The 20,691-nt window shown below is 63.9% G+C and carries 17 protein-coding genes; 10 read left to right on the forward strand and 7 right to left on the reverse strand.

Annotation, left to right across the window (positions count from 1 at the left end; genetic code table 11):
* Nucleotides 1–107: 107 nt before the first annotated feature.
* The 3 genes from BX591_RS20405 to BX591_RS20415 all read left to right on the forward strand — a co-directional run bounded on the left by BX591_RS20405 (nucleotide 108) and on the right by BX591_RS20415 (nucleotide 2,919).
* Entirely contained in the window at nucleotides 108–737 is a 630-nt protein-coding gene (locus BX591_RS20405) for a helix-turn-helix transcriptional regulator (protein ID WP_111933128.1), read from the forward strand.
* On the forward strand, nucleotides 737–1,708 hold the full coding sequence (locus BX591_RS20410; RefSeq protein WP_111933129.1) for an ornithine cyclodeaminase family protein: 972 nt from the start codon (nucleotides 737–739) through the stop codon (nucleotides 1,706–1,708). Before BX591_RS20405 ends, BX591_RS20410 begins: the two co-directional genes overlap by 1 nt.
* Before the next feature lie 74 nt (nucleotides 1,709–1,782).
* Nucleotides 1,783–2,919 (forward strand): threonine synthase, encoded by a 1,137-nt coding sequence (locus BX591_RS20415; protein WP_111933130.1) that lies wholly within the window; start codon nucleotides 1,783–1,785, stop codon nucleotides 2,917–2,919.
* Between the two features lie 50 nt (nucleotides 2,920–2,969).
* On the opposite strand, the gene BX591_RS20420 is transcribed toward BX591_RS20415, so the two are convergent.
* Nucleotides 2,970–3,998, reverse strand: coding sequence for a linear amide C-N hydrolase (locus tag BX591_RS20420; RefSeq protein WP_111933131.1), 1,029 nt, complete (start codon nucleotides 3,996–3,998; stop codon nucleotides 2,970–2,972).
* A 445-nt stretch (nucleotides 3,999–4,443) separates the two neighbouring features.
* Between BX591_RS20420 and BX591_RS20425 the strand changes: the two genes are divergently transcribed.
* Both BX591_RS20425 and BX591_RS20430 read left to right on the forward strand, forming a co-directional pair.
* Nucleotides 4,444–6,135: a phospholipase C gene (locus BX591_RS20425; RefSeq protein WP_111933132.1), complete on the forward strand. Its 1,692-nt coding sequence runs from the start codon at nucleotides 4,444–4,446 to the stop codon at nucleotides 6,133–6,135.
* A 117-nt stretch (nucleotides 6,136–6,252) separates the two neighbouring features.
* Complete coding sequence (locus BX591_RS20430) at nucleotides 6,253–7,680, forward strand: cytochrome-c peroxidase (protein WP_111933133.1); 1,428 nt, start codon at nucleotides 6,253–6,255, stop codon at nucleotides 7,678–7,680.
* Between the two features lie 111 nt (nucleotides 7,681–7,791).
* Here BX591_RS20430 and BX591_RS20435 read toward each other — a convergent pair whose 3' ends face one another.
* Entirely contained in the window at nucleotides 7,792–8,979 is a 1,188-nt protein-coding gene (locus tag BX591_RS20435; protein ID WP_111933134.1) for a glycosyltransferase family 9 protein, read from the reverse strand.
* Between the two features lie 318 nt (nucleotides 8,980–9,297).
* On the opposite strand from BX591_RS20435, the gene BX591_RS20440 reads away from it, so the two are divergent.
* Complete coding sequence (locus BX591_RS20440) at nucleotides 9,298–10,296, forward strand: fatty acid desaturase family protein (RefSeq protein WP_244147066.1); 999 nt, start codon at nucleotides 9,298–9,300, stop codon at nucleotides 10,294–10,296.
* 6 nt (nucleotides 10,297–10,302) lie between these two features.
* Here BX591_RS20440 and BX591_RS20445 read toward each other — a convergent pair whose 3' ends face one another.
* Entirely contained in the window at nucleotides 10,303–10,941 is a 639-nt protein-coding gene (locus tag BX591_RS20445) for a TetR/AcrR family transcriptional regulator (protein ID WP_111933135.1), read from the reverse strand.
* A gap of 83 nt (nucleotides 10,942–11,024) precedes the next feature.
* Here BX591_RS20445 and BX591_RS20450 point away from each other — a divergent pair, with 83 nt between their 5' ends.
* Nucleotides 11,025–12,161, forward strand: a complete 1,137-nt coding sequence (locus BX591_RS20450) for an MBL fold metallo-hydrolase (protein WP_111933136.1) — start codon at nucleotides 11,025–11,027, stop codon at nucleotides 12,159–12,161.
* 78 nt (nucleotides 12,162–12,239) lie between these two features.
* Here BX591_RS20450 and BX591_RS20455 read toward each other — a convergent pair whose 3' ends face one another.
* Nucleotides 12,240–14,414 (reverse strand): beta strand repeat-containing protein, encoded by a 2,175-nt coding sequence (locus tag BX591_RS20455; protein ID WP_244218697.1) that lies wholly within the window; start codon nucleotides 14,412–14,414, stop codon nucleotides 12,240–12,242.
* Between the two features lie 806 nt (nucleotides 14,415–15,220).
* Here BX591_RS20455 and BX591_RS20460 point away from each other — a divergent pair.
* Together BX591_RS20460 and trpS are read left to right on the forward strand one after the other, a co-directional pair.
* A complete protein-coding gene (locus BX591_RS20460) occupies nucleotides 15,221–15,823 on the forward strand; it encodes a hypothetical protein (RefSeq protein ID WP_111933138.1) in 603 nt (200 codons plus the stop codon).
* 547 nt (nucleotides 15,824–16,370) lie between these two features.
* The gene (gene trpS, locus BX591_RS20470; protein WP_111933139.1) at nucleotides 16,371–17,399 is read left to right on the forward strand and encodes a tryptophan--tRNA ligase; all 1,029 of its coding nucleotides are present in this window, start codon (nucleotides 16,371–16,373) and stop codon (nucleotides 17,397–17,399) included.
* A gap of 77 nt (nucleotides 17,400–17,476) precedes the next feature.
* Here the strand turns inward: trpS and BX591_RS20475 are convergent, their stop codons facing one another.
* Together BX591_RS20475 and BX591_RS20480 are read right to left on the reverse strand one after the other, a co-directional pair.
* Nucleotides 17,477–18,436 carry an alpha/beta fold hydrolase gene (locus tag BX591_RS20475; protein WP_244147064.1) on the reverse strand — a complete coding sequence of 320 codons (960 nt, stop codon included), beginning with the start codon at nucleotides 18,434–18,436 and terminating at the stop codon, nucleotides 17,477–17,479.
* Nucleotides 18,437–18,454: 18 nt separating this feature from the next.
* Nucleotides 18,455–18,688 carry a hypothetical protein gene (locus BX591_RS20480; RefSeq protein ID WP_146749800.1) on the reverse strand — a complete coding sequence of 78 codons (234 nt, stop codon included), beginning with the start codon at nucleotides 18,686–18,688 and terminating at the stop codon, nucleotides 18,455–18,457.
* A gap of 95 nt (nucleotides 18,689–18,783) precedes the next feature.
* Here BX591_RS20480 and BX591_RS20485 point away from each other — a divergent pair, with 95 nt between their 5' ends.
* The gene (locus BX591_RS20485) at nucleotides 18,784–19,329 is read left to right on the forward strand and encodes a DUF1003 domain-containing protein (RefSeq protein WP_111933141.1); all 546 of its coding nucleotides are present in this window, start codon (nucleotides 18,784–18,786) and stop codon (nucleotides 19,327–19,329) included.
* Nucleotides 19,330–19,356: 27 nt separating this feature from the next.
* On the opposite strand, the gene BX591_RS20490 is transcribed toward BX591_RS20485, so the two are convergent.
* Nucleotides 19,357–20,565, reverse strand: a complete 1,209-nt coding sequence (locus BX591_RS20490) for a GGDEF domain-containing protein (protein WP_111933142.1) — start codon at nucleotides 20,563–20,565, stop codon at nucleotides 19,357–19,359.
* Between the last annotated feature and the right edge of the window lie 126 nt (nucleotides 20,566–20,691).

A 20,691-nucleotide genomic window follows, 5' to 3' on the forward strand; every position in this document is an offset into this window, starting at 1 on the left:
CGTGGCGCTCACGTGCCTCGGCATGTCCGCCACACGTCCGTGCACGGCCATTCCAGACATTTTTTCTGTTTTTTGACAGAATGTACAATTCTGGATAATATGTCCAGATGACGAAACATACCGCTGAGCAGCGAGCGCTGCTGGACCAGGTCCGCCAGATCGCGGACGGACTGGCGCAGACGTTCGCGCCATTCTGCGAAGTGGTCGTGCATGACCTGCTCGACCCGAAGCACGCCGTGCTGGCGATCCACAACAATCTGTCCGGCCGTGAGGCCGGTCATCCGGCAACGGAACTCGGCCTCGCGCGTATCGCCGACCCGGACTATCCGCAGGTGATCGCGAATTACGCCAATCAATTCGCCGACGGCCGTCCCGCGAAGAGCACGTCGATCGGGATCAAGGACTCATCCGGGAAATACGTGGCCGCGCTCTGCATGAATATCGACCTGACACTGTTCCGAGGTTTGCAAAGCGCGGTCGGGCAATTCGTCCGGGTCGATGCGGGTGCAACGACCCAGGAGTCGCTCGATCCCGCCGGCGCCGATCTGATCCGCGCGCGGATCGACCAGTTCGCCGCGCGGCTCGCCACCACGCCGCGCGCGTTGAAAACCGAAGACCGTCGCGCGCTGCTGAAGGAACTCAAGGAGTCGGGAATCATGGAAATCCGCCGGGCCATGGAAGTGACCGCGCAATATCTGGGCGTCTCGCGCGCCACCGTTTATAGCGATACCCGGTAATGCCGATCGACGCGCACCTTCTGTTGCTCGACAAGGACCAGGTCGAGCGTTTGATGCAGCCGGCCGACGTCATGGAGGCCGTCAAGGAAGCCTTCGTGCTGCACAGCAATCGCGAAGGCCGCGTGTTTCCGGTCGTACGGGAATCGCTCGCAACGGGCGGCATCTTCGGGATCAAATCGGGCGACGTGCCGTCGCAGGGTTTGCTCGGCTTCAAGGCCGCAGGCTTCTGGCCGGATAACCGCAAACGGGGCGGCGAGCCGCATCAGGCCACCGTGATGTTGATGGATCCGGCCACCGGCCGACCGCTCTGCATGATCGACGGCAACGCCATTACCACCCTGCGTACCGGCGCGGCCGGCGCATGGGGACTGCAGACGCTGGCGCGCGCCGACAGCACGAGCGTTTGCGTGTTCGGTGCCGGCGTGCAGGCGGCGATCCAGTTGCGCTTCGCGCTGGATAACCTGCCCACGCTCGGGAAAGTCCGTTACGTCACCCATGACGGTCAGCCGAACGCGTCATTCGAGGCCGCATTTTCAGCGCGGTGCGCTATCTCGCTCGCCGCCGATAAAAACGAGGCCGTCTCGACCAGCGACATCGTGATCACCGCAACGCCCGGCGCGGGCGCTTTGTTCGACACTGAAGCCGTACAGGCGGGCACCCATCTGAACTGCGTCGGCGCCGACACGCAGGGCAAACGCGAGCTGCCCGACGGCCTGCTGGCGCGTGTGACGCTCGTGGTGGACGACCGGGAACAGGCGAAGCGAATTGGCGAAACGCAGTGGGCGCCATCGACGCCCAGCGTGGAACTCGGCGACCTGCTCACGGGCAAAGAGACCTGCCACCGGCAGCCGACGGAGATCACGCTGTTCGACATGACCGGGCTCGCTTTGCAGGATCTGACCGTGGCGCGCGGGTTGTATCGCCGGGCGCTTGCCGAGCGGGTGGGCTCCAGCATTCCATGGCCTTGGTAGTTCGGTTGTGAGCCCGCCAGGCCGCCACCGCTTACTGCATCCGCGCAGCGTAACGATCCATACCGGAAGAACCCATGTCTCAAGCTCAATACATCGATCCGCTCACCGGAACCCGCTATCCGTTCGACGTGCCGCGCTGGTGTTCGGATACGCAGACGCCTCTGCTGATTACCGCCCAGCCAGGCATCGGGCGCGATGACATCGACCGGACTCATCGCTCGTTGTGGCGTTACCGCGCGGCGCTGCCGGTCGACATCGCCAAACCGATTTCGATGGGCGAAGGCTGCACGCCGCTCGTGCAGAAAGAGTGGAACGATCTACGCCCGTTCTTCAAACTGGAGTGGTTCAATCCGACCTGCAGTTTCAAGGATCGGGGCACGGCCGTGATGCTGTCGTTCCTGCGCGGGATCGGTGTCGACGCGGTCTTGGAGGACAGTTCGGGCAACGGCGGTGCCTCGGTCGCGGCGTTTGGCGCGGCCGGTGGCATGGGCGTGAAGATTCTCGCGCCGGCTTATACGTCGCCCGCCAAAGTCGCGCAAGTGCGCGCGTATGGCGCACAGATTCAACTGGTCGACGGGCCGCGCGAGGAATCGCAGGCCGAGGCGATCCGGCAGTCGGCGGAGATCTTTTATGCCAGCCACAACTGGCAGCCGTTCTTCCTGCAAGGCACGAAGTCGATCGCCTATGAACTGTGGGAAGACTTCAACTTCGAAGCGCCGGACAACATCATCATTCCGGTCGGCGCCGGCAGCAATCTGCTGGGTTGCGATATCGGCTTCAAGGAATTGCTGGCGGCGGGGCAGATCAAAAAACTGCCGCGACTCTTCGCCTCGCAGCCGCTGAATTGTTCTCCACTCGATGCGTCGTTCCAGTCCGGCGTGGACGTGCCCGTGGCGCGCGCTGTTTCGAAGACCGTTGCCGAAGGCACCGCGATCGCGCATCCGCTGCGCTTGCGGGAAATGGTCGCGGCCCTGCGCGACAGCGGCGGCTCGACGGTTGCGGTGACCGAAGACGACATGGTCGCCGCGCTAAAAAAGCTCGCGATTCAAGGCATTTTCGTCGAGCCGACCTGCGCGCACGCCGCTGCCGCGCTCGACGAGCTGACTCGCCGCGGCACGATCAAGGCGACCGAGCGAACGGTCGTGTTGTTGACCGGCACGGGGATCAAGGCAGCGGGTTATATCGCGGAGTTGTTCGCGCAGCCGGCGTAATCGACGCGGCCGCGCACATACCCCTGCGCGGCCTGCCACGGGCAACTGCGTTACCGGGGCCGAAGCGTCGCACTGATATCGATCGCGACAGGCTCGGTCGGCACCGGGTAGGTTCGCTCTCCGGGCGTCTCCAGATCGATCTGCTTCAGGTCGATTTCCATCAGCGTCGTGTTCCCGTAGGTGCGGATGCCGAGTGACGGCGCGGTAAGCGTCTTGACTACCGCCCATTGCGTGTAGTCGTCTTCGGTCTTGCCGTTTTCCGGCAGCGAGCGGCTGGTGCCCAGCGGAATATCCACGGTATTCAGAAGATGCAGCGCAAGGTTGCGCGCCGCCGCCGCGTCGGCCGGTTGACTCGCAAAGCGCTTCAGATAGAACGCCCGGATAAAGCGCGACGGCGGCGTCGAATCGCCCGGCAGACCTCGCATGCCGCTGCCGTGGCCGCACGGATTGAACGCCGTGTGTGCCGCTTCGAGCGGTTCCGCGTCGCGTGCACGCAAGCCCACGAAGTTATCGATATTCGACAGATGCCACGGAAACGCCGGCGCATTCGTCAGCACGGCTGCGGGGTTATCGTAGACCGTGGGTTTGCCGGACGGGTCGGTGAACTCGATGACGATGCTATGGCCGTGCCGGTCGTGCACCGCGAAGTGGACCGGAAGCCGTTGCTCCACGGCTTTGCCGCCACCCCAGATATCGACGCCTGCCAGACTCTCTCTCACTTCGCCCACCGTAGCGAAACTCGCGAGCAGCCAGTTCGCGAGTTGCCCGACGAAGAGCGCGCGCGAAGGATCGCTTGCGGTACTTGCATATTCCGTAATGCCCGGCAGCCACAGCACGCCGACCGACAAGCCGGCCTGGTTCACGCCATCCGTTGCAATGGGCAGGCCGAATGCGTTGATCGCGACGATGCCATGCTTGCAGGTCCAACGTAGACCGTGCGAAAGATCCGGCGTCGTACTGTGCATCGGCGTACCTCGGCCCACCACGAGAATTCTGGAATTCAGCTCGGCGCCGAACTCCATGCTGCGGCCATTCACTACGCTGCCATCAGCGGCTTTAAGAAGAAAGTCGGTGCACATCGTTCTGTCTCCCCCGAAGTTGGTTTTCCCATCATAGGAGGTATTTTCGGAATCCTATGAACATTCTGGATGACGTAACAATTCAATTATTTGTATTGGATAGCGGCGGGAGATTGGCGGCAATTCATATAGACGATTCAAATGTGCGCTTCAAAAAAACAGGCGCCAGGAAGGTTGCGTTCACAATCGATTTACATCGTTAGCGCACCCTGCGGACAGGGCAGCATCGCTTATGTTCCGCGCAGAGCGTGCCTCGCCCGAACCCTTCAATCTGCCTCCAGTCACGCAAAATACGTAATGTCTGGGTAAGCAAAGCGCCATTTCCCCGTAACGGCGCGATGTTCCAATGTCGTCGGGTTTTGAAACGCTCCCCACACGACCGCTCATGTGCAATAGAACAGCGGTTAAAGAATAACTAGCAGAACGACATCCGGAGTTAACACCTATGTTTTCCCGAGCTTTCCTGTTTGGCGTGTCCGGCATCGCGTTAGCGGTCTCGCTATACGCATGCGGCGGCAACAACGGAAACGGCAATACGCTGTCGCCGATCTCCGTGCAGAACCAGGCCGCTACGTCCACGCCGATCAAGCACGTCGTGGTGATCTATAACGAGAACGTCTCGTTCGACCATTACTTCGCGACCTACCCGGTGGCGGGCAACCCGGCGGGTGAACCGGCGTTCAAGGCAGCCGCAGGCACGCCGACGGTCAACGGTCTGAGCGGCACGCTGCTCAGCGCCAACCCCAACCTGACCAACACGGCGAACGGCGCCGGCGCGGCGAACCCGTTCCGCCTCGACCGCACGCAAGCGGCGACGGCCGACCAGAACCACGCGTACACGGCAGAGCAGCAAGCCTACGACAACGGTCTGGCCGACCTGTTCCCGAAGTACACGGGTAAGGGTTCGAGCGGCGGCGCGGGCGCATTCGGCACGAGCGGCCAGGTGATGGGCTACTACGACGGCAACACCGTCGGCGCAATGTGGAACTGGGCGCAGAACTTCGCGATGAGCGACAACGCGTACACGGACACGTTCGGTCCGTCGACGCCGGGCGCACTCGAAGTCGTATCCGGTCAGAACAACGGCGTGAAGCTCGTCAAGACCTCGCACCCGGTGTTCAACCTGACGACGGCGTCGAGCTCGTACTACGTCAACGACGGCCAGGGCGGCTTCACGTTGATCAACGACGCGGACCCGGCTGGCGATACCTGCTCGAGCGCGACCGACCAGATCCAGATGACCGGCAAGAACATCGGCGATCTGCTGAACGCGAAGAACCTCACGTGGGGCGGCTTCATGGGCGGCTTCAACCTGAGCACGGTCAACGCGAACAACTCGACGGGTTGCACGCGTAACACGCTGTCGCCGGTGGTCGGTCAGCCGACCAACGACTACATCCCGCACCACAACTGGTTCCAGTACTTCGCATCGACGGCCAATCCGCAACACTTGCGCCCGAGCGCGACGGCCCAGATCGGCTACTCGCTGGAAGCGGACGGCAAGACGCCGGAACCGGCTAACCACCAGTACGACACGGACGACTTCTTCGCTTCGGTGAAGGCAGGCAACTTCCCGTCGGTCAGCTTCATCAAGGCGCCGGCGTTCCAGGACGGCCACGCAGGCTACTCGGATCCGCTGGACGAACAGGCTTTCACGGCCAAGGTGGTCAACTTCCTGCAGCAACAGCCGGACTGGAAGAGCACCGCTGTGATCGTGGCGTGGGACGATTCGGACGGCTGGTACGACCATGCGTTCGCGAACACGACGAGCTCGTCGTTCGACTCGCAAGCTGACCAGTTGAACGGCGCCGGCAAGTGCGGCACGGGTACGGCTCCGGTGGGCGTGGGTGGTGGCGTGGTCAACGGCCGTTGCGGCCCGGGCACGCGTATCCCGTTCCTCGTGATCTCGCCGTGGGCCAAGGTCAACTATGTCGACCACACGCCGATCAGCCAGGCATCCGTGGTTCGCTTCATCGAAGACAACTGGCTCGGCGGCCAACGCCTCGGCGGCGGTTCGTTCGACGCGACGGCAGGCAGCATCATGAGCATGTTCAACTTCAGCGGCAGCGGCAACAACCCGACCGTGTTCGTCGACCCGAATCTGGGCACGGTGGTCTCGTCGGTCCCGGCTATCTAAAAGTCGTGAATCGCATCGGCGCGCTTGCGTCGATGCGAAGCAGGCAGTATCCCCGTGTTGCCAGCCCGTTTGGGCTGGCAACATTTTTCGTTTTCAGCTTCCCTTGTCGTCGCTCATATGCCCGCCTCTTCAGCTCGCCCAACGGAAACAAGTCCTATTCAGAACCCGCCCGGATCCGGTATCCGGCGTTTGCTCGTGCAGCTTGTCGTTGCAGTGATTCTCGCCGCCGTCGTGTTCGGTGTGTGGGCGCTGCTGTATCCGTCGCGCGTGCCCGCGGCCGTCGGCATGATGGTCGAGGACCTCACTGGCGCGAACGCCACGCCGATCGTGCTTCAACGTCCTGCTGTGCCGCCTCAGTTGAGTGCCGTCGCGCAACTGGGCAGGAAAATTTTCTTCGATCCGACGCTGTCCGCGTCGGGTCGTCAGTCGTGCGCGTCGTGTCATAGCCCCGACCATGCGTTTGGTCCGCCGAACGATCTGGCGGTGCAACTGGGCGGCGCGCATCTGACGCTGGAAGGCTACCGGCCGCCGCAATCGCTGATGTATCTGTACCGTCAGCCGAACTTCAGCATCGGCCCGGATCAGGGCGACGCGGACGTCGCGCCGGATCTGGCGGCGGCGGCGAGTGCGGCCGCCGGCGTGGACCGCGCGCAAAAAAATGCCGGCGTGGCGCCGGCCGCACCCGCGATGGTGCCGCAAGGCGGATTGTTCTGGGACGGTCGCGCCGACACGCTGCAATTGCAGGCGTCCGGTCCGCTGCTCAATCCGGTCGAGATGGCCAACGCGAATGCCGCCGATGTGCTGACCAAACTTCAGCACACCGACTATCGCAAGGATTTCCTGCAATTGTTCGGTCCCAACGTGTTCCAGAACAAGGACCTGGCGATGTCGGAAGCGATGTTCGCCATCGCGCGTTATCAGGTGGAAGAGCAGGCGTTCCATCCGTACACCAGCAAGTACGATTACTGGCTGGAAGGCAAGGCGCGCTTGAGCCAAGCCGAACTGCACGGGTTGCGTTTGTTCAACGACCCGAACAAGGCGAATTGCGCGGGTTGCCATTTGTCGAAACCGGGAACGGACGGTTTGCCGCCGATGTTCACCGACTACCAGTACGAGGCGCTCGGCGTGCCGCGCAATCCGCACCTGGCCGTCAACAAGGATCACAACTTCTACGATATGGGTATTTGCGGTCCGTTCCGCACGGACATGAAGGACCAGACGCAGTACTGCGGCATGTTCCTCACGCCGACGCTGCGCAATGTGTCGACGCGTCAGGTGTTCTTCCACAACGGCGTGTATAAGACGCTCGAAGACGTGATGGCGTTCTACAACGATCGCAATACCGATCCGAAGAAGTTCTATCCGCTCGGCCCGGACGGCAAGGTCCAGAAGTACGACGATCTGCCGGTCAGGTACCAGGCGAACATCGACGATAAAGACGCCCCGTTCGACCGCAAATTCGGCGATAAACCGGCAATGACGGACGCCGATATCAAGGACATCATCGCGTTCCTGAAGACCTTGAACGACGGGTACAAGCCTTGAGTGATGAAGGGCCGCCCGCTGTGTAGCGGGCCGTGAGCAGATCAGGTCAGCGCTGAAGGGTTGCGTCGATCTCGACGCAACCCTTTTGCTTTTCGGCCTGACTCGATCACGTCAAGCCGCTGCGTCCGCCGCCTGCGTGCGTTGCCTGCCGATGGATTCCAGCACCGCTTGCACGACCCGCTCGACACCCGGCCAGTTGCGCGCCGGGTCGTCCGTCACGATCTGCTCGGGGGACACGCTGCGATACGGCGGCGGATAACCCCAGATCGCGTCGTGGCGCTCGGGCCTCGTGATACTGCCGCCGATCACCGCGACCGTCGGACGGTGAAACGCCGCCGCGACGTGCATCAGCATCGACGAATTGGTCAGCACGACGTCGGCCTGTTCGGTGAGCGCGAAGGTGATCCGCATCGGCGCCTGGCCCGCTACCGAGCGGATCGACACGCCCATGCCCGCCGTGGTGATCGCTTCGGCGGCGCGCGCCTGATCCGCCGCGCTGCCGACGATCACGATATCGCAGAGATCGCCATTCTTGCCGATGGCCCGCGCGATCTGCGCGAGCGCGGCGCCCGCCTGACGCGCATCCCACGCCTTGCTGGCCACGCCGGCGCCCACCCCCGCGACGATCCGTACGATCCGGCGGCCCGCAGCATCCGCACAGGCATTCCAGATGCGCGTGGCGTGAGCCCGCTCGGCGTCGGTCAGGAAGAGTTGCGGGCGCGCTTCCGGCAGTTCGGTCGCGCCCAGCAACTCCGCTTGCGCGAGTGCCGCGCGTCCGCATTGGCGCGCCGCGAATTCGATGTGCGCCTGACAGCCGCTCCAGCCGCCGCGATAACCGCGCACGCCGATGCGATAACGTGCACCGGCGCGCATCAGCAATACGGCGCCCATGTAGCTGCCGAGCACGTCGATGCCGACATCGACGCCGCCGTGCGCGCGCAGCGCGGCGACTTGCGGCGAGCGCCACAGAAAGCGCAGCACGTTGCGGTGCGAGCGGTCGTCGACCAGCTTGTTGTTCCAGGGCGCGTCGAGTTCGACGATTTCGTCGACGAACGGATTGTTCTCGAGAATCGGCCGTCCCCACGCGCCGATGCCGGCGATCAGGCGCGTCGTCGGGAAACGTTTTCGCAGTGCCTCGAACAGCGGGGTGGTGGTCAGAAGTTCGCCGAAGTCGTTGGGGCGCAGCACGAGAATCTCGCGCGGCGTGGTGCGCCGCGGATCGAAACGCGGCGGATAGAAGCGGCCGGCCAGCCAGACCGGCGTTTCGACGACGAGGCTTTTCCAACTCTTCCAACCCATGGTTTCTCCACGCGAAAAGGGGCGGCGTAGCTCGACGCGTAGGCGGCCGAACGGATATCGCCCCGATTGTGCATGGAGGCCTGCCGGCCCTGTGTGGCCGGGCGTACAGAGGCGTGGAGGTCGCTGCGACAGCGGCACGGCGGGGCAGGTGTCATGCAGGCACCACCCAACCACCCTGCGAGCGCGCGCCGGGATAAACGGGCGACGTAACCGCCGGATCGGCGCGTAAGAATTGGCAATCGGCGGCGCGGCGCGATTCTTCAGACTGTCACAACGCATTGCTAAGTTCTGCGACGACTTGTCGTCGACGGAGAACCGATGGACTCACAGGCATGCGCCACGGCAGGACCCGATACCACCGAGGCGGCACACGTGCGGCGCGCGCCGCACCGGGTTGCGATCGACCGCCGCGCGAATCTGACGCTGCTGGCGCTCGTCGGCGCGGCGATGGTGCTGCAGTTCGTCGCGTGGCCGTTCCTGTTGCGTCAGTGGGGCGGGGCGGCGCTATGTCTCGCGGTGCCGCTCGTGGTGCTGGCGCCGACGCACTGGGGCTTGATCCACGAAGCGATTCACGGCCAGTTGCTACCGCAGCGGCGCCTCAACGAAGCGCTCGGCAGATGGCTGGCCATTGCCTACCTGTTGCCGTTCGACGCCGTGCGTTTCGGTCATCTGATGCACCATCGTTTTACGCGCGAGCCCTACGATCAGCCGGACGTACACGACGGCGCGACACCTCGCGCCTACGCGCGTACCGGCTACACGCTGCGTCTGCTCGGTGGTTTGTATCTGGCGGAAATGGCATTGCCGCTGCTATCGTTTCTGCCGGCGCGGTGGACTTGCCGGCTGGTCGCCGCGCAGATCGGCAACGCAGGCCCGGCGGGCGACGACGTGCAGCGCCTGTTCGTCGGCTTTGCCGGTAATCCGGAGCGGCGCGGCCGCATACGGCGCGACTGGCTGCTGTCGATCGTGCTGCATGGCGGCGCGTTCTATCTGTACGGCGCGTGGTGGCCGGCGCTTGCCGTGACGATGTATCTGCGCGGCGTGTGGCTCTCGATGGCGGACAACCTGCCGCACTACGACGTCTCGCTCGACACCCCGCAGCGGGCCCGCAATTTTCGCGTGCCGGCCGTCTGGCAAGCGGTGCTGATGAATCATCATCTGCACCAGTTGCATCACCGGTATCCCACGCTGCCATGGACCGCGCTTTCGGGATTGGCGCGCGAGCATGGCGCGACGTCGGCGTCTTCGTCAGTCGAGGACGAGGCTTATTTCAGGGCGGCGCTCAGGCAGTTCCAGCGCTTCGGCCGCGTGCGTTGAGCGGCATCAGTCCTGTTTTCCAACCGACGGGCGCGCGTAGCGGGCGAGAAACATATCGGCCGTCGATTCCGCCAGACGCGTCTGTTCGTCTGGACCTAGCGGCGGCTGCCCCATCGCCACCTGCGGCCAGAATGCGAACGACTTCACCAGACCCTGCAACTGATGCGCGGCGAACAGCGGATCGGTCGTGTCAAGACGTCCGTCGGCAGCAGCCGCACGCACCCAGACCGTCAGGTCTTCCTCACGTTCGCCGAGCCGCGCCACCATCTCCCGCGCGCGTTCCGGCGAATGAATCCCCGCCGCGATGGCGACCCGCGCCAGCGACAGGAACGCGTCGTCGTTAATCAGCTTCAGCTTGCGCGACAGCAGCGCGAGCAGTTGCGCGCGCAACGGCCGGTCGCCGCGATAGGCGGGCGGCTCGCCTTCGTGGCTGGCTTCCCACAACTGCCGCAGGATTTCCGCGAACAGCGCTTCCTTGCTGGGGAAATGGTTGTAGACCGTGCGCTTCGAGACGTTCGCACTGGCGGCGATGCGATCCATGCTGGTCGCGTCGAAACCGGCCGCGAGAAACTCTTCGATCGCCGCGCCGATGATGGCGAGGCGCTTGCGGTCGGTCAGGCGTTGAGGCGTGTCGTTCGGGTCCATCGTGAAATTTTACACCGGGCAGTTTACTTTTCTCAAAAATAAACTACACTGAGCAGTCTACTTTTAGCGTTGGGGCGTCTTACATGACTTCGCTCATCGGTTCTATCCGCCATGCTTTGGGTTTCACCGCCGCGAGGCGCGGGCGCGAGCGTTCGCAAGGGTCGGCGCAGCACGACGGCGAGCGTTTTCGCAACGTCAAGCCGCGGCCGGTGGAAGGGCTCGGCAAGACCTTGAGCATTGCGTGGAACGTGCTGGTCAACAAACCGTCGGGCACCGTGCCGACGGGCGCGTTGCCGGTCGACACCTTGACACGCGCACAGCTCGAGGCCGCGCCCGACCGCAGCCTCTACCGGCTCGGACATTCCACGTTGCTGCTGAAGCTGCGCGGGCAGTTCTGGCTGACCGATCCGGTGTTTGCCGAGCGCGCGTCGCCGTTCCGGCGGCTCGGGCCGAAGCGTTTTCATGCGCCGCCCATTGCGCTGGCCGATCTGCCGCCGCTAGCCGGCGTGATTCTGTCGCACGATCACTACGACCATCTGGACCGCGAGACGGTGCTGGCGCTCGCCGCCACGACCCAGGTGTTTCTGACGCCGCTGGGTGTCGGCGACCGGCTGATCGAATGGGGCATCGACGCACGCAAGGTGCGCCAGTTCGACTGGTGGCAGGGCGTGGAAATCGACGGCATCGCGTTCACGGCGACGCCCGCGCAGCATTTCTCCGGTCGCAGCCTGTTCGATAGCAACAGCACGTTGTGGGCGTCGTGGGTAATCGTCGACGGCGACCTGCGCGTGTTCTTTAGCGGTGATACCGGGTACTTCGACGGCTTTAAAACGATTGGCGAGCGGCTCGGGCCGTTCGACCTGACGCTCGTCGAAACCGGCGCCTACGACAAGCTCTGGCCTTACGTCCACATGCAGCCCGACGACACCGTGCAGGCGCATATCGATCTGCGCGGCCGCTGGCTGGTGCCGATTCATAACGGCACGTTCGATCTGGCGATGCATCGGTGGTACGAACCGTTCGAGCGCGTGATCGGCCTGGCCGCCGTGCGCGGCATTGCGCTGTCGACGCCGCGCATGGGCGAGCGGCTGGATCTCGCCGCGCCACATCGCGGCGAGCGGTGGTGGCGCAAGGTGGTCGAGGTCGTCGAGGTTGCCGATGCACCGAAGACAGCGCGGCGTTGGTTCTCGTGTCGGGGCGCGGGGCAAACTAATTCGTGATGGATGGTGTTGCGGGGCCGGCTTCGTCTTCCTCTTGCAGGAGAGCGAAGCCAGCCCCGCTTCGATGGCGCTGTCCGGTTACTTGGGCAATGCGCCGGTCACGGAGCTGAGCAGGTTCGTCACCGGTGCGAGCGCATTCGTGCCGCTGCCCGTGTGAGAAGCGGCTGAGGTCAACCCGGCAACCAGACCGGTTGCGGGTGCGAGCAAGCCCGATGCCGCCGAGCTCGTCGAACCGCTTGTCGTCGCCGCGGCGCCCGCGCCGGCATTGACGACGCTACTGGATACCCCGACACCCGCATTGACCAGGCCCGTGACCGACGCGGTAATGCCGCTCGTTGAGGCGAGCGTGTTGCCGAGCGTGCTCGTCACGGTGGTGGCCAGCGGCACGATCGGATTGCTCTTCGCGATCCCCGACAAGGTGCCCGTCAACGAGCCGGCGGTTCCGGTGACCGTGCCGAGCGCGCTGGTGATCGGCACGATCGGGTTGGCGCTGGCAAGGGTGCTCGTCACGCTGTTCACCACGCCGTTGATCGGCGCGGTCGCCGAGCCAAGGGCGCTCGTCACCGGGGCGAGCGGGTTGCTGCCGGCGGCGCCGGCGAGCGTGCTGGTCACGGAGTTGACGATGCCTGTAACGGGAGCCAGCGGATTGCTGCCCGCTGCACCAGCGAGAGTGCTTGTCACGGAGTTCACTACGCCTGTGACGGGAGCCAGCGGGTTGCTTCCGGCGGCGCCAGCAAGGGTGCTCGTCACGGAGTTGACTACGCCAGTGACGGGAGCCAGCGGATTGTTCCCAGCAGCGCTAGCGAGGGTGCTCGTCACGGAGTTGACTACGCCAGTGACGGGAGCCAGCGGGTTGCTCCCGGCAGCGCTAGCGAGGGTGCTCGTCACGGAGTTGACTACGCCCGTGACGGGAGCCAGCGGGTTGCTCCCAGCAGCGCTAGCGAGGGTGCTCGTCACGGAGTTGACTACGCCCGTGACGGGAGCCAGCGGGTTGCTCCCAGCAGCACCAGCGAGCGTGCTCGTCACAGCGTTCACCGCACCGGTGACAGGCGCCAACGGATTGCTGCCCGCTGCGTTCGTGGCGATGCCGGTCAACGAATTAACGGCGTTTGACACCGTGCTCGCACCTGCGTCCACTGCGTTAGCGACGACGGCTGTCGTTCCGTTGACGGTGTTTGCGACGTTGGCCGTGGTCGAATCGACAGCTGCGGTGAGTGCGCCAGTGGTCAGGTTGATCGTGTTCGACAGGCTGCCCGTGCCGGAGTCGATCGCGCCGGTCAGCGCACCCGTCGCCGATGTGACCGCACCGGTCACCGGGGCAAGCGGATTGCCACTGGTGGCATTGGCGAGCGAAGCCGTGACGGTGTTGACGACACCGGTGACCGGTGCAAGCGGATTGCTGCCGGCTGCGCCCGACAACGCACCCGTGACCGTTCCAATTGCGCCCGTTACCGGCGCGAGTGGATCGCTTCCAGCGGCGCCGGAAAGCGCCCCGGTCACCGAATTGATTGCACCCGTCACCGGCGCTAGCGGATTGCTACCTGCTGCACCCGACAACGCGCCCGTGACCGTTCCAATTGCGCCCGTTACCGGCGCGAGTGGATCACTTCCAGCAGCGCCGGAAAGCGCGCCTGTCACCGAATTGATTGCGCCAGTCACCGGCGCTAGCGGATTGCTACCCGCCGCACCCGACAACGCGCCCGTGACCGTTCCAATTGCGCCCGTTACCGGCGCGAGTGGATCGCTTCCAGCGGCGCCGGAAAGCGCCCCGGTCACCGAATTGATTGCACCCGTCACCGGCGCCAGCGGATTGCTACCTGCCGCACCCGACAACGCACCCGTGACCGTTCCAATTGCGCCCGTTACTGGCGCGAGTGGATCACTTCCAGCGGCGCCGGAAAGCGCGCCTGTCACCGAATTGATTGCACCCGTCACCGGCGCCAGCGGGTTGCTACCTGCAGCACCCGACAACGCGCCCGTGACCGAACTGATCGCCCCCGTCACTGGCGCCAACGGATCCGTCCCGCCCACGCCCGGCAAATTACCCGTCACCGTCCCAAGCAAGCCCGTCAGCGGAGCAAGCGGCTGGTTGCCGAAATTGAGTGCGACGCCGCCCGCGCCGCCCACCGTCACCGTGACGCCATTCGCCGTGGCCGTGCCACCGCCGATGACGCTCAACGCGATCGAGCCGGGCGTCACACCCGCACCGAGGCCCAGAGTCAGCGCGGCGCTCGGCACCGTCGAGTCTGCCATGGCCGTGCCGCTTGCAGCAATGCCGAATGCCGCAGCCGCGCACAACGCTATTGCGGTAACCGCGGTCCCTGCAAAGTTCTTTTCCATCGCCCTGCCTCTCTGTGTTGGTTAGTGCCGCTGAGGTGAATGCGAGGCGTCTATCTGCAGAGAACGTGCCAATTGCCACTTCGTCATCGCGGCGAGGCGGGGCATCGCTACAACGGGGTTAAAGCCGGGTCGAACGGAATGTATCCGCGTTGCCCGTGTCGCATGTCACGCGAGAACAGGAGCATGTTCCGACTCGGCGTAACGTGACATGGCGATCAATGCAGGCGTCGGGTTCAATGCGCGTTAGCGCATTTATCGCCGTTCAAGCGATGGGGCGGCCAATGGCACTTCTAATCGCATCGACTCGCATCGGGAATAAAGACGATGCGAAATGGATTAGCCATAAGCGCTCTTTTGACTCCGCTTCACGAATGAGTCAATGACTCACCACACGAGGGCATGCGTCTATGTCGGGTCATGGACGCTCTTCGTAAGTGTTCAGGACACGCACATACGCAGCGAGCAGCACAATGGGAGAGGCAAGCAACATCGGACAACGCGTCCGCTGGATGGTGCGGGCCGTCGCTATTTCGAAGATGCGTCTGAAACGATTGCCGCTGAGACACGCCAAGACATGCGGAATTTCTGCGGGCGAGTTAGGAGAACAATTTGCGATGTGTACAATCAGCAAGTCTTTCGATCTAATAAAAAACTAAACTGTTATCGATCGACTTAAAGATGCTTTCTGCCAATAACAAGTCAAAATGCATAGGTGCTATATGAGCGCTGTTCAGCATCTCGACACCGATCAGAGATCGCAGCAATCCGAGGTGCGCGCAAGCCGTGCGATCGGTGCGATTTTCTTTACCGTATTCGGCGCGGCGTGGCTGGTTTTATGGTGCCTGCAGATGTACGGTGCGGCGCCCGGTGTCCTGCTGATCATCGCGACAGCGGGCGTTGCTCTTCTGCTGCTCTCGTTTTCGCAGTTCCGGCGTAATAAATCGGCCTATCGTGCGAATCAACGCACACCGCGCAGGCTCAAACAATCGCGAGCCTTTAACGTCATCAACGCGGCGCAGTGGGTGATCATTATCGGCGGGGCGACAGTGCTTGCCGAACTGAACGAGAGTATCTGGATCATGCCGCTTGTGATCTTCACGATCGGCGCGCATTTCATTCCTGTCGGTGTCGTCTTCAAGTCGAAGGCGCGATACGTGATTGGAATTATCTTGATGCTGGTGGCGCTGGTTTATCCTCACCTGACGGATGCGGGACCCGCGAGTCCTTTCGGTCCCTTATGCACGGGGCTGATCCTTTGGGCTGGTGCGATGGCTTCACTGCTACCGTACAAACATGGCGATGGGGCTGTCCCGAGCGAGTGATCGATCGCATAGGCCACTGGACACAATAAACGTCGCCCCCTGACTGCCGGATCACCTGGGCAAGGGAAACGGCGCTCTCGCGACCGCCATTCGTGCGTGCGGTCGTGATACCGGGCAATGGCACGGTGAGCGCGCACAGTCACGCCGCCATTGCTGCGCGAGCTGGTGCTTGCTAATTCCGAGTTGCCGGAGCATTACGATGCCCACGGTCCGGACGGCGCATTCGCATGCCTGCTCGCGGACCGGATCAGGCGCTTGCGTCTGGCGCCGTTAGTCGTGCCCATGCCGTTTGGAGCGGGAAAACGCGGCAGAGCGCAGCAAAACCCGCCCGCATACATGCCCGGGTGGCACATCGGCGCCAGCGACGGTATACTCGCGCGATGAAAACGACACGGGTCCCGTTGCAATCGAAGCGCTGGTGGCGCGCCTGAACGAGGCGGCCCGTTTCCCAACACACATTGAAAACGACGATGCCGCCAGACTGGCGGCATCGTCGTTTTGGCGCGCTAGAAACTGGTAGTGTCGGTCAACACGGAACACTCGGATCATGTCCCAAGAAACCCAAACCGCTAAGCAACGCATCATTCTGACCGGCGACCGCACGACCGGCCCGCTGCATCTCGGCCACTACATCGGCTCGTTGCGCGCCCGCGTGCAATTGCAGCACGAAGCGCAGCAATTCCTGCTGCTGGCCGACACGCAGGCCATGACCGACAACGTCGGCCGGCATCAGAAGGTCACGGAAAACGTGATTGAAGTCGCGCTCGACTATCTCGCGGTCGGCATCGACCCGGCGAAGTCGACTATCTTCATCCAGTCGCAGGTGCCTGAACTCGCCGAACTGACGCAATACCTGCTGAATCTCGTGACGGTCGCGCGCCTCGAACGCAATCCGACCATCAAGCAGGAAATCGTGCTGCGCGGTTTCGAGCGCGACATTCCCGCCGGCTTCCTCACGTACCCGGTCAGCCAGGCCGCGGACATCACGGCTTTCAAAGCGACTCAGGTGCCGGTCGGCGACGATCAGTTGCCGATGATCGAGCAGACCAACGAACTGGTGCGGCGCTTCAACAACACGGTCGAGCGCCAGGTGCTGGTGGAGTGCGAAGCGGTGCTGTCGAACGTCACGCGGCTGCCGGGTATCGACGGCAAGGCCAAGATGAGCAAGTCGCTCGGCAACGCGATTCCGCTCGGCGCCACGCCCGACGAAATCACCAAGGCCGTGAACAACATGTACACGGACCCGAACCATCTGCGCGTCAGCGATCCGGGCCAGGTTGAAGGCAACGTGGTGTTCTCGTTCCTCGACGCGTTCGAACCGGACGTCGCCAAGGTCGACGAACTCAAGGCCCACTATCGCCGCGGCGGCCTGGGTGACAGCGTCGTCAAGCGCGCGCTCAACGAGCGCCTGCAAGCCATGCTGGCGCCGATCGCCGCACGCCGTCGCGAGATGGAAGCGGATCGCGGCGAAGTGATGGCCATGCTGCGCGCCGGCACGATGCGCGCGCGGGAAGTGGCCGGCGCGACGCTCTCCGAAGTAAAGAGCGCGCTCGGTCTGGATTATTTCGCCGACTGACGCGCGCGGGGTTGAGTGAAGCGGGCGGTTGTCGTGTCGCGGCAAGATGAGCCGTAACCCGCAGCCCGCCTGCGAATCTACAATCCCTTCAGAAACGCCACGAGCAACTCGCTCACTTGCGCTGCGCGCTCGCGCTGGACCCAATGGCCCGCGCCGTCGAGAATATGGCAGCCGCGCAGACCGGGCAGCACGCTCGCGAGATGCTCGATGCGGGCCTGCGCGCCCGGAAATTTCAGCACGTCGTCTTTCGCGCCGGCCACGAACAGAGACGGCTGCCGGATCACGCAACCGCGCCACGGGGCCATCAGTTCCGAAGTGCGCCGAATCGCGCGATACCAGTTCAGGCCGCCGCGAAAACCGGTGCGCGCAAACTCGCCGGCCACATAAGCAATCTCTTCTCGATCGAGCCATGCCGGCAGCGTTTCGGGGTCGACCGTGCTGTCGAGAAACCCCGCGCCCGGAGCCAATATCCCCGCCACGATACGATCGGGCCCATCGCCCGACATGCTGAACGTCACGCGCCGAATTGCGGCTTCGGGGTCCGCTTCGAATTCGGCTTCGGCCACCCCGGGCGTCTGGAAGTACTGCATGTAGAAGGTGTGCACGCCTTGCCGTTCCAACGCCGTGAGCAAATCGTCCCGTGCAGGGGGATAAAACGGCACGCTCATACCGGCCACCGCGCGGAACAGGTCCGGCCGCAACATGGCCGCATGCCAGGCGACCGGCGCGCCCCAGTCGTGACCGACGATCACCGCCTCGCGCTCACCGAGAACATTCACCAGCTCGACCATATCGCCGACGAGATGCAGCAGCGTGTATGCGTCCGCATCGGGCGGGGCATCGGTGCCGCCGTAGCCCCGCATGTCCGGGGCCACCGCACGAAAACCCGCGGCGGCGAGCGCCGCCAATTGATGCCGCCACGCCGACCACGACTCGGGAAACCCGTGGCAAAGCAGCACGAGCGGGCCGCTGCCCTGACTGGCGGCGCGCATGCGCAGCGCGCCGACCTGCAACGTTTCGATCTGAAGTTCGTGCAAGGAGAGACTCCGTGAAAATCAGCTTGGTTTGGTCGTAGTGCCGCTGGACTTCTGGGCGCTGCCGGGCGTCGATTCGATCCGCGCATGAATCGCTTCGCAGTGTCGAACGAGTGCGGGGCGCGATAGCACATACCGTTTTAACGGCGTGTCGATATCGTAATAGTAGATGTTCGCGACGCGTAGCACGCCGCTCGCCGTGTAAGAGGATCGATAGGTCGGCCCGGTATAGTCGGTCGCGACAGGCGTAGACACAAAATCGACGCCGAGCCGCCGCACAGTAGACGCAAAATCGCGCCAATGCCCACAGCCGGTATGGACCTTATCCCTTCAGTCAACGGATCATCATCATGAGCGACGCGAAACACGAGAAGCCGCAGCCATCCCACGCGCAGGGCAATCATCATTATCGATTCCATTTGCCGCATGTTCATCTTACGTCGGTATTCGGCGACGACTGGTTCGCGCTGAAGGCGGAAGCCTTCGCGCGCTTCTTCGGCACGCCGACTTTCCTGATCGCGCAGACCTTGATCGTGGCGGTGTGGATTCTCGTGAACATGCTGGGCTGGACCAAGTTCGACGTCTACCCGTTTATCCTGCTGAATCTCGCCTTCAGTCTGCAGGCCGCGTACGCCGCGCCGCTGATCCTGCTCGCGCAAACGCGCCAGGCGGATCGCGACAAGGTCCATGCGGATGCCGACGCGCGTCATCGTGAGGATATCGCCACGGCGAGCGAGCAGCGTCAGGCGCTGGCCGCCCGGCAGACGGAGCAACTGGTGGCGTTGCTCGAGCAGAACACGCAGCTCACCGCGCTGACCAAACAGATGAGCGAACGCATTGAAGCGTTGACGCTGGAATTGCACGACAAGCTGGCGCAGGTCGGTCCCCGCGCCTGATTTCGCCCGGACTTCGCGCACGGCGGTTCAGCGGGCGAGCGCGGGTTCGGCGCTGTCGCGCGACGGCTTGCCCGCGGCATGGGTGCCCGGCTGATGCACGCAGATCCTGTCGCGTCCCGCGCGCTTGGCGTCGTACAGCGCCAGGTCCGAGCGAGCGCTCAGACGGTCGAGTGTTTCGCCCGGCATCCAGCCTGCCAGACCGCCGCTGATGCTATAGGCGCATGGGCCGCCAACGGTTGTGACCGGCTGTGCGGCGACCGCCTGACGCAACCGCTCCGCGAATCGCAATGCGTCGTCCGGCTGCGTGGCGGGCAGCAGCACGGCAAATTCCTCGCCGCCCAGGCGACCTAGCGCATCGCTTCGCCGCAACTGCAGATGCGCCACCCGAACAAATTCGCGCAGCACGGTGTCGCCGCCGGCATGGCCGAAGGTGTCGTTGATGGACTTGAAATGATCGAGATCGACGATCAGCAGCGAGACGGGCAGACCGTGCCGGTCCGCTTCCTCCAGCCGGGTTCGCGCGATCGCCTCGAAGCCTTTGCGTGACAGGGCACCGGTCAGGAAGTCGCGATTCGCCGCGTCGCGTGCGTCGGCCAGCAGCACGTTGTGCACCATCATCATGGCCGACATGGAAAGCGTGGGCATGATCGCCGTGGCCGCGACCAGCAATATCACGCTCCCTGTGGAAGCGAACATCACGGGGTTCGACACGCCGTTCAGCGTCATGAAATAGACCCCCCGCGCGAGTTGGCACAGCGCAAACAGCAGGGCCATCGCCGCGGTCACCCAGTACGGATAAGCCGAGCGGCCGCGCGGCCGGTATCGAACGACGAGATAGGCGGTCGCGAGACAAACGGCGGCCGTGAAGAGGGTGGTGGCGAGCACGCGAACGGGAATGCTGTCGACCACGTAACGCCAGTAAATCAGCGCGATACCGAGTGGCGCCAGCGAGGCGCTCAACAGCGGCCAGCGTGCCGGGCGCCCCAGAAATTGGGCACAACCTGCGTAGTACGTGACGGCCGACAAGGCCATCACCAGATTCGCGATCACGACAGACAGGAATTCGGGAATGCTGCCGCGCATCAGGATGAGCGGCAACGCGACGACGATGCCGAGATTGGCGGCAAACCATTCGCGCACGCCCGGCATGCCCGAACGGAGCAGCGAGCCGAGCAGCACCAGCAGTACCAGGCTCATCAGCGCGGCGGTGGCGACGGCCACGGCGGGATCCAACATTCGAGGCACCTCCCCGAAATACGGCGTCAGTCTTTTTATGGTGATCCACTCGCCGGCCCAGGCGCGCGGTGCTGCCCGAGGCGGGACAGCGGCCTCGGCGCGGCGGATTGTAGCATTGGGGTGGTG

It is taken from the genome of Paraburkholderia bryophila, assembly GCF_003269035.1.
In the GTDB taxonomy this organism is placed as follows: domain Bacteria; phylum Pseudomonadota; class Gammaproteobacteria; order Burkholderiales; family Burkholderiaceae; genus Paraburkholderia; species Paraburkholderia bryophila.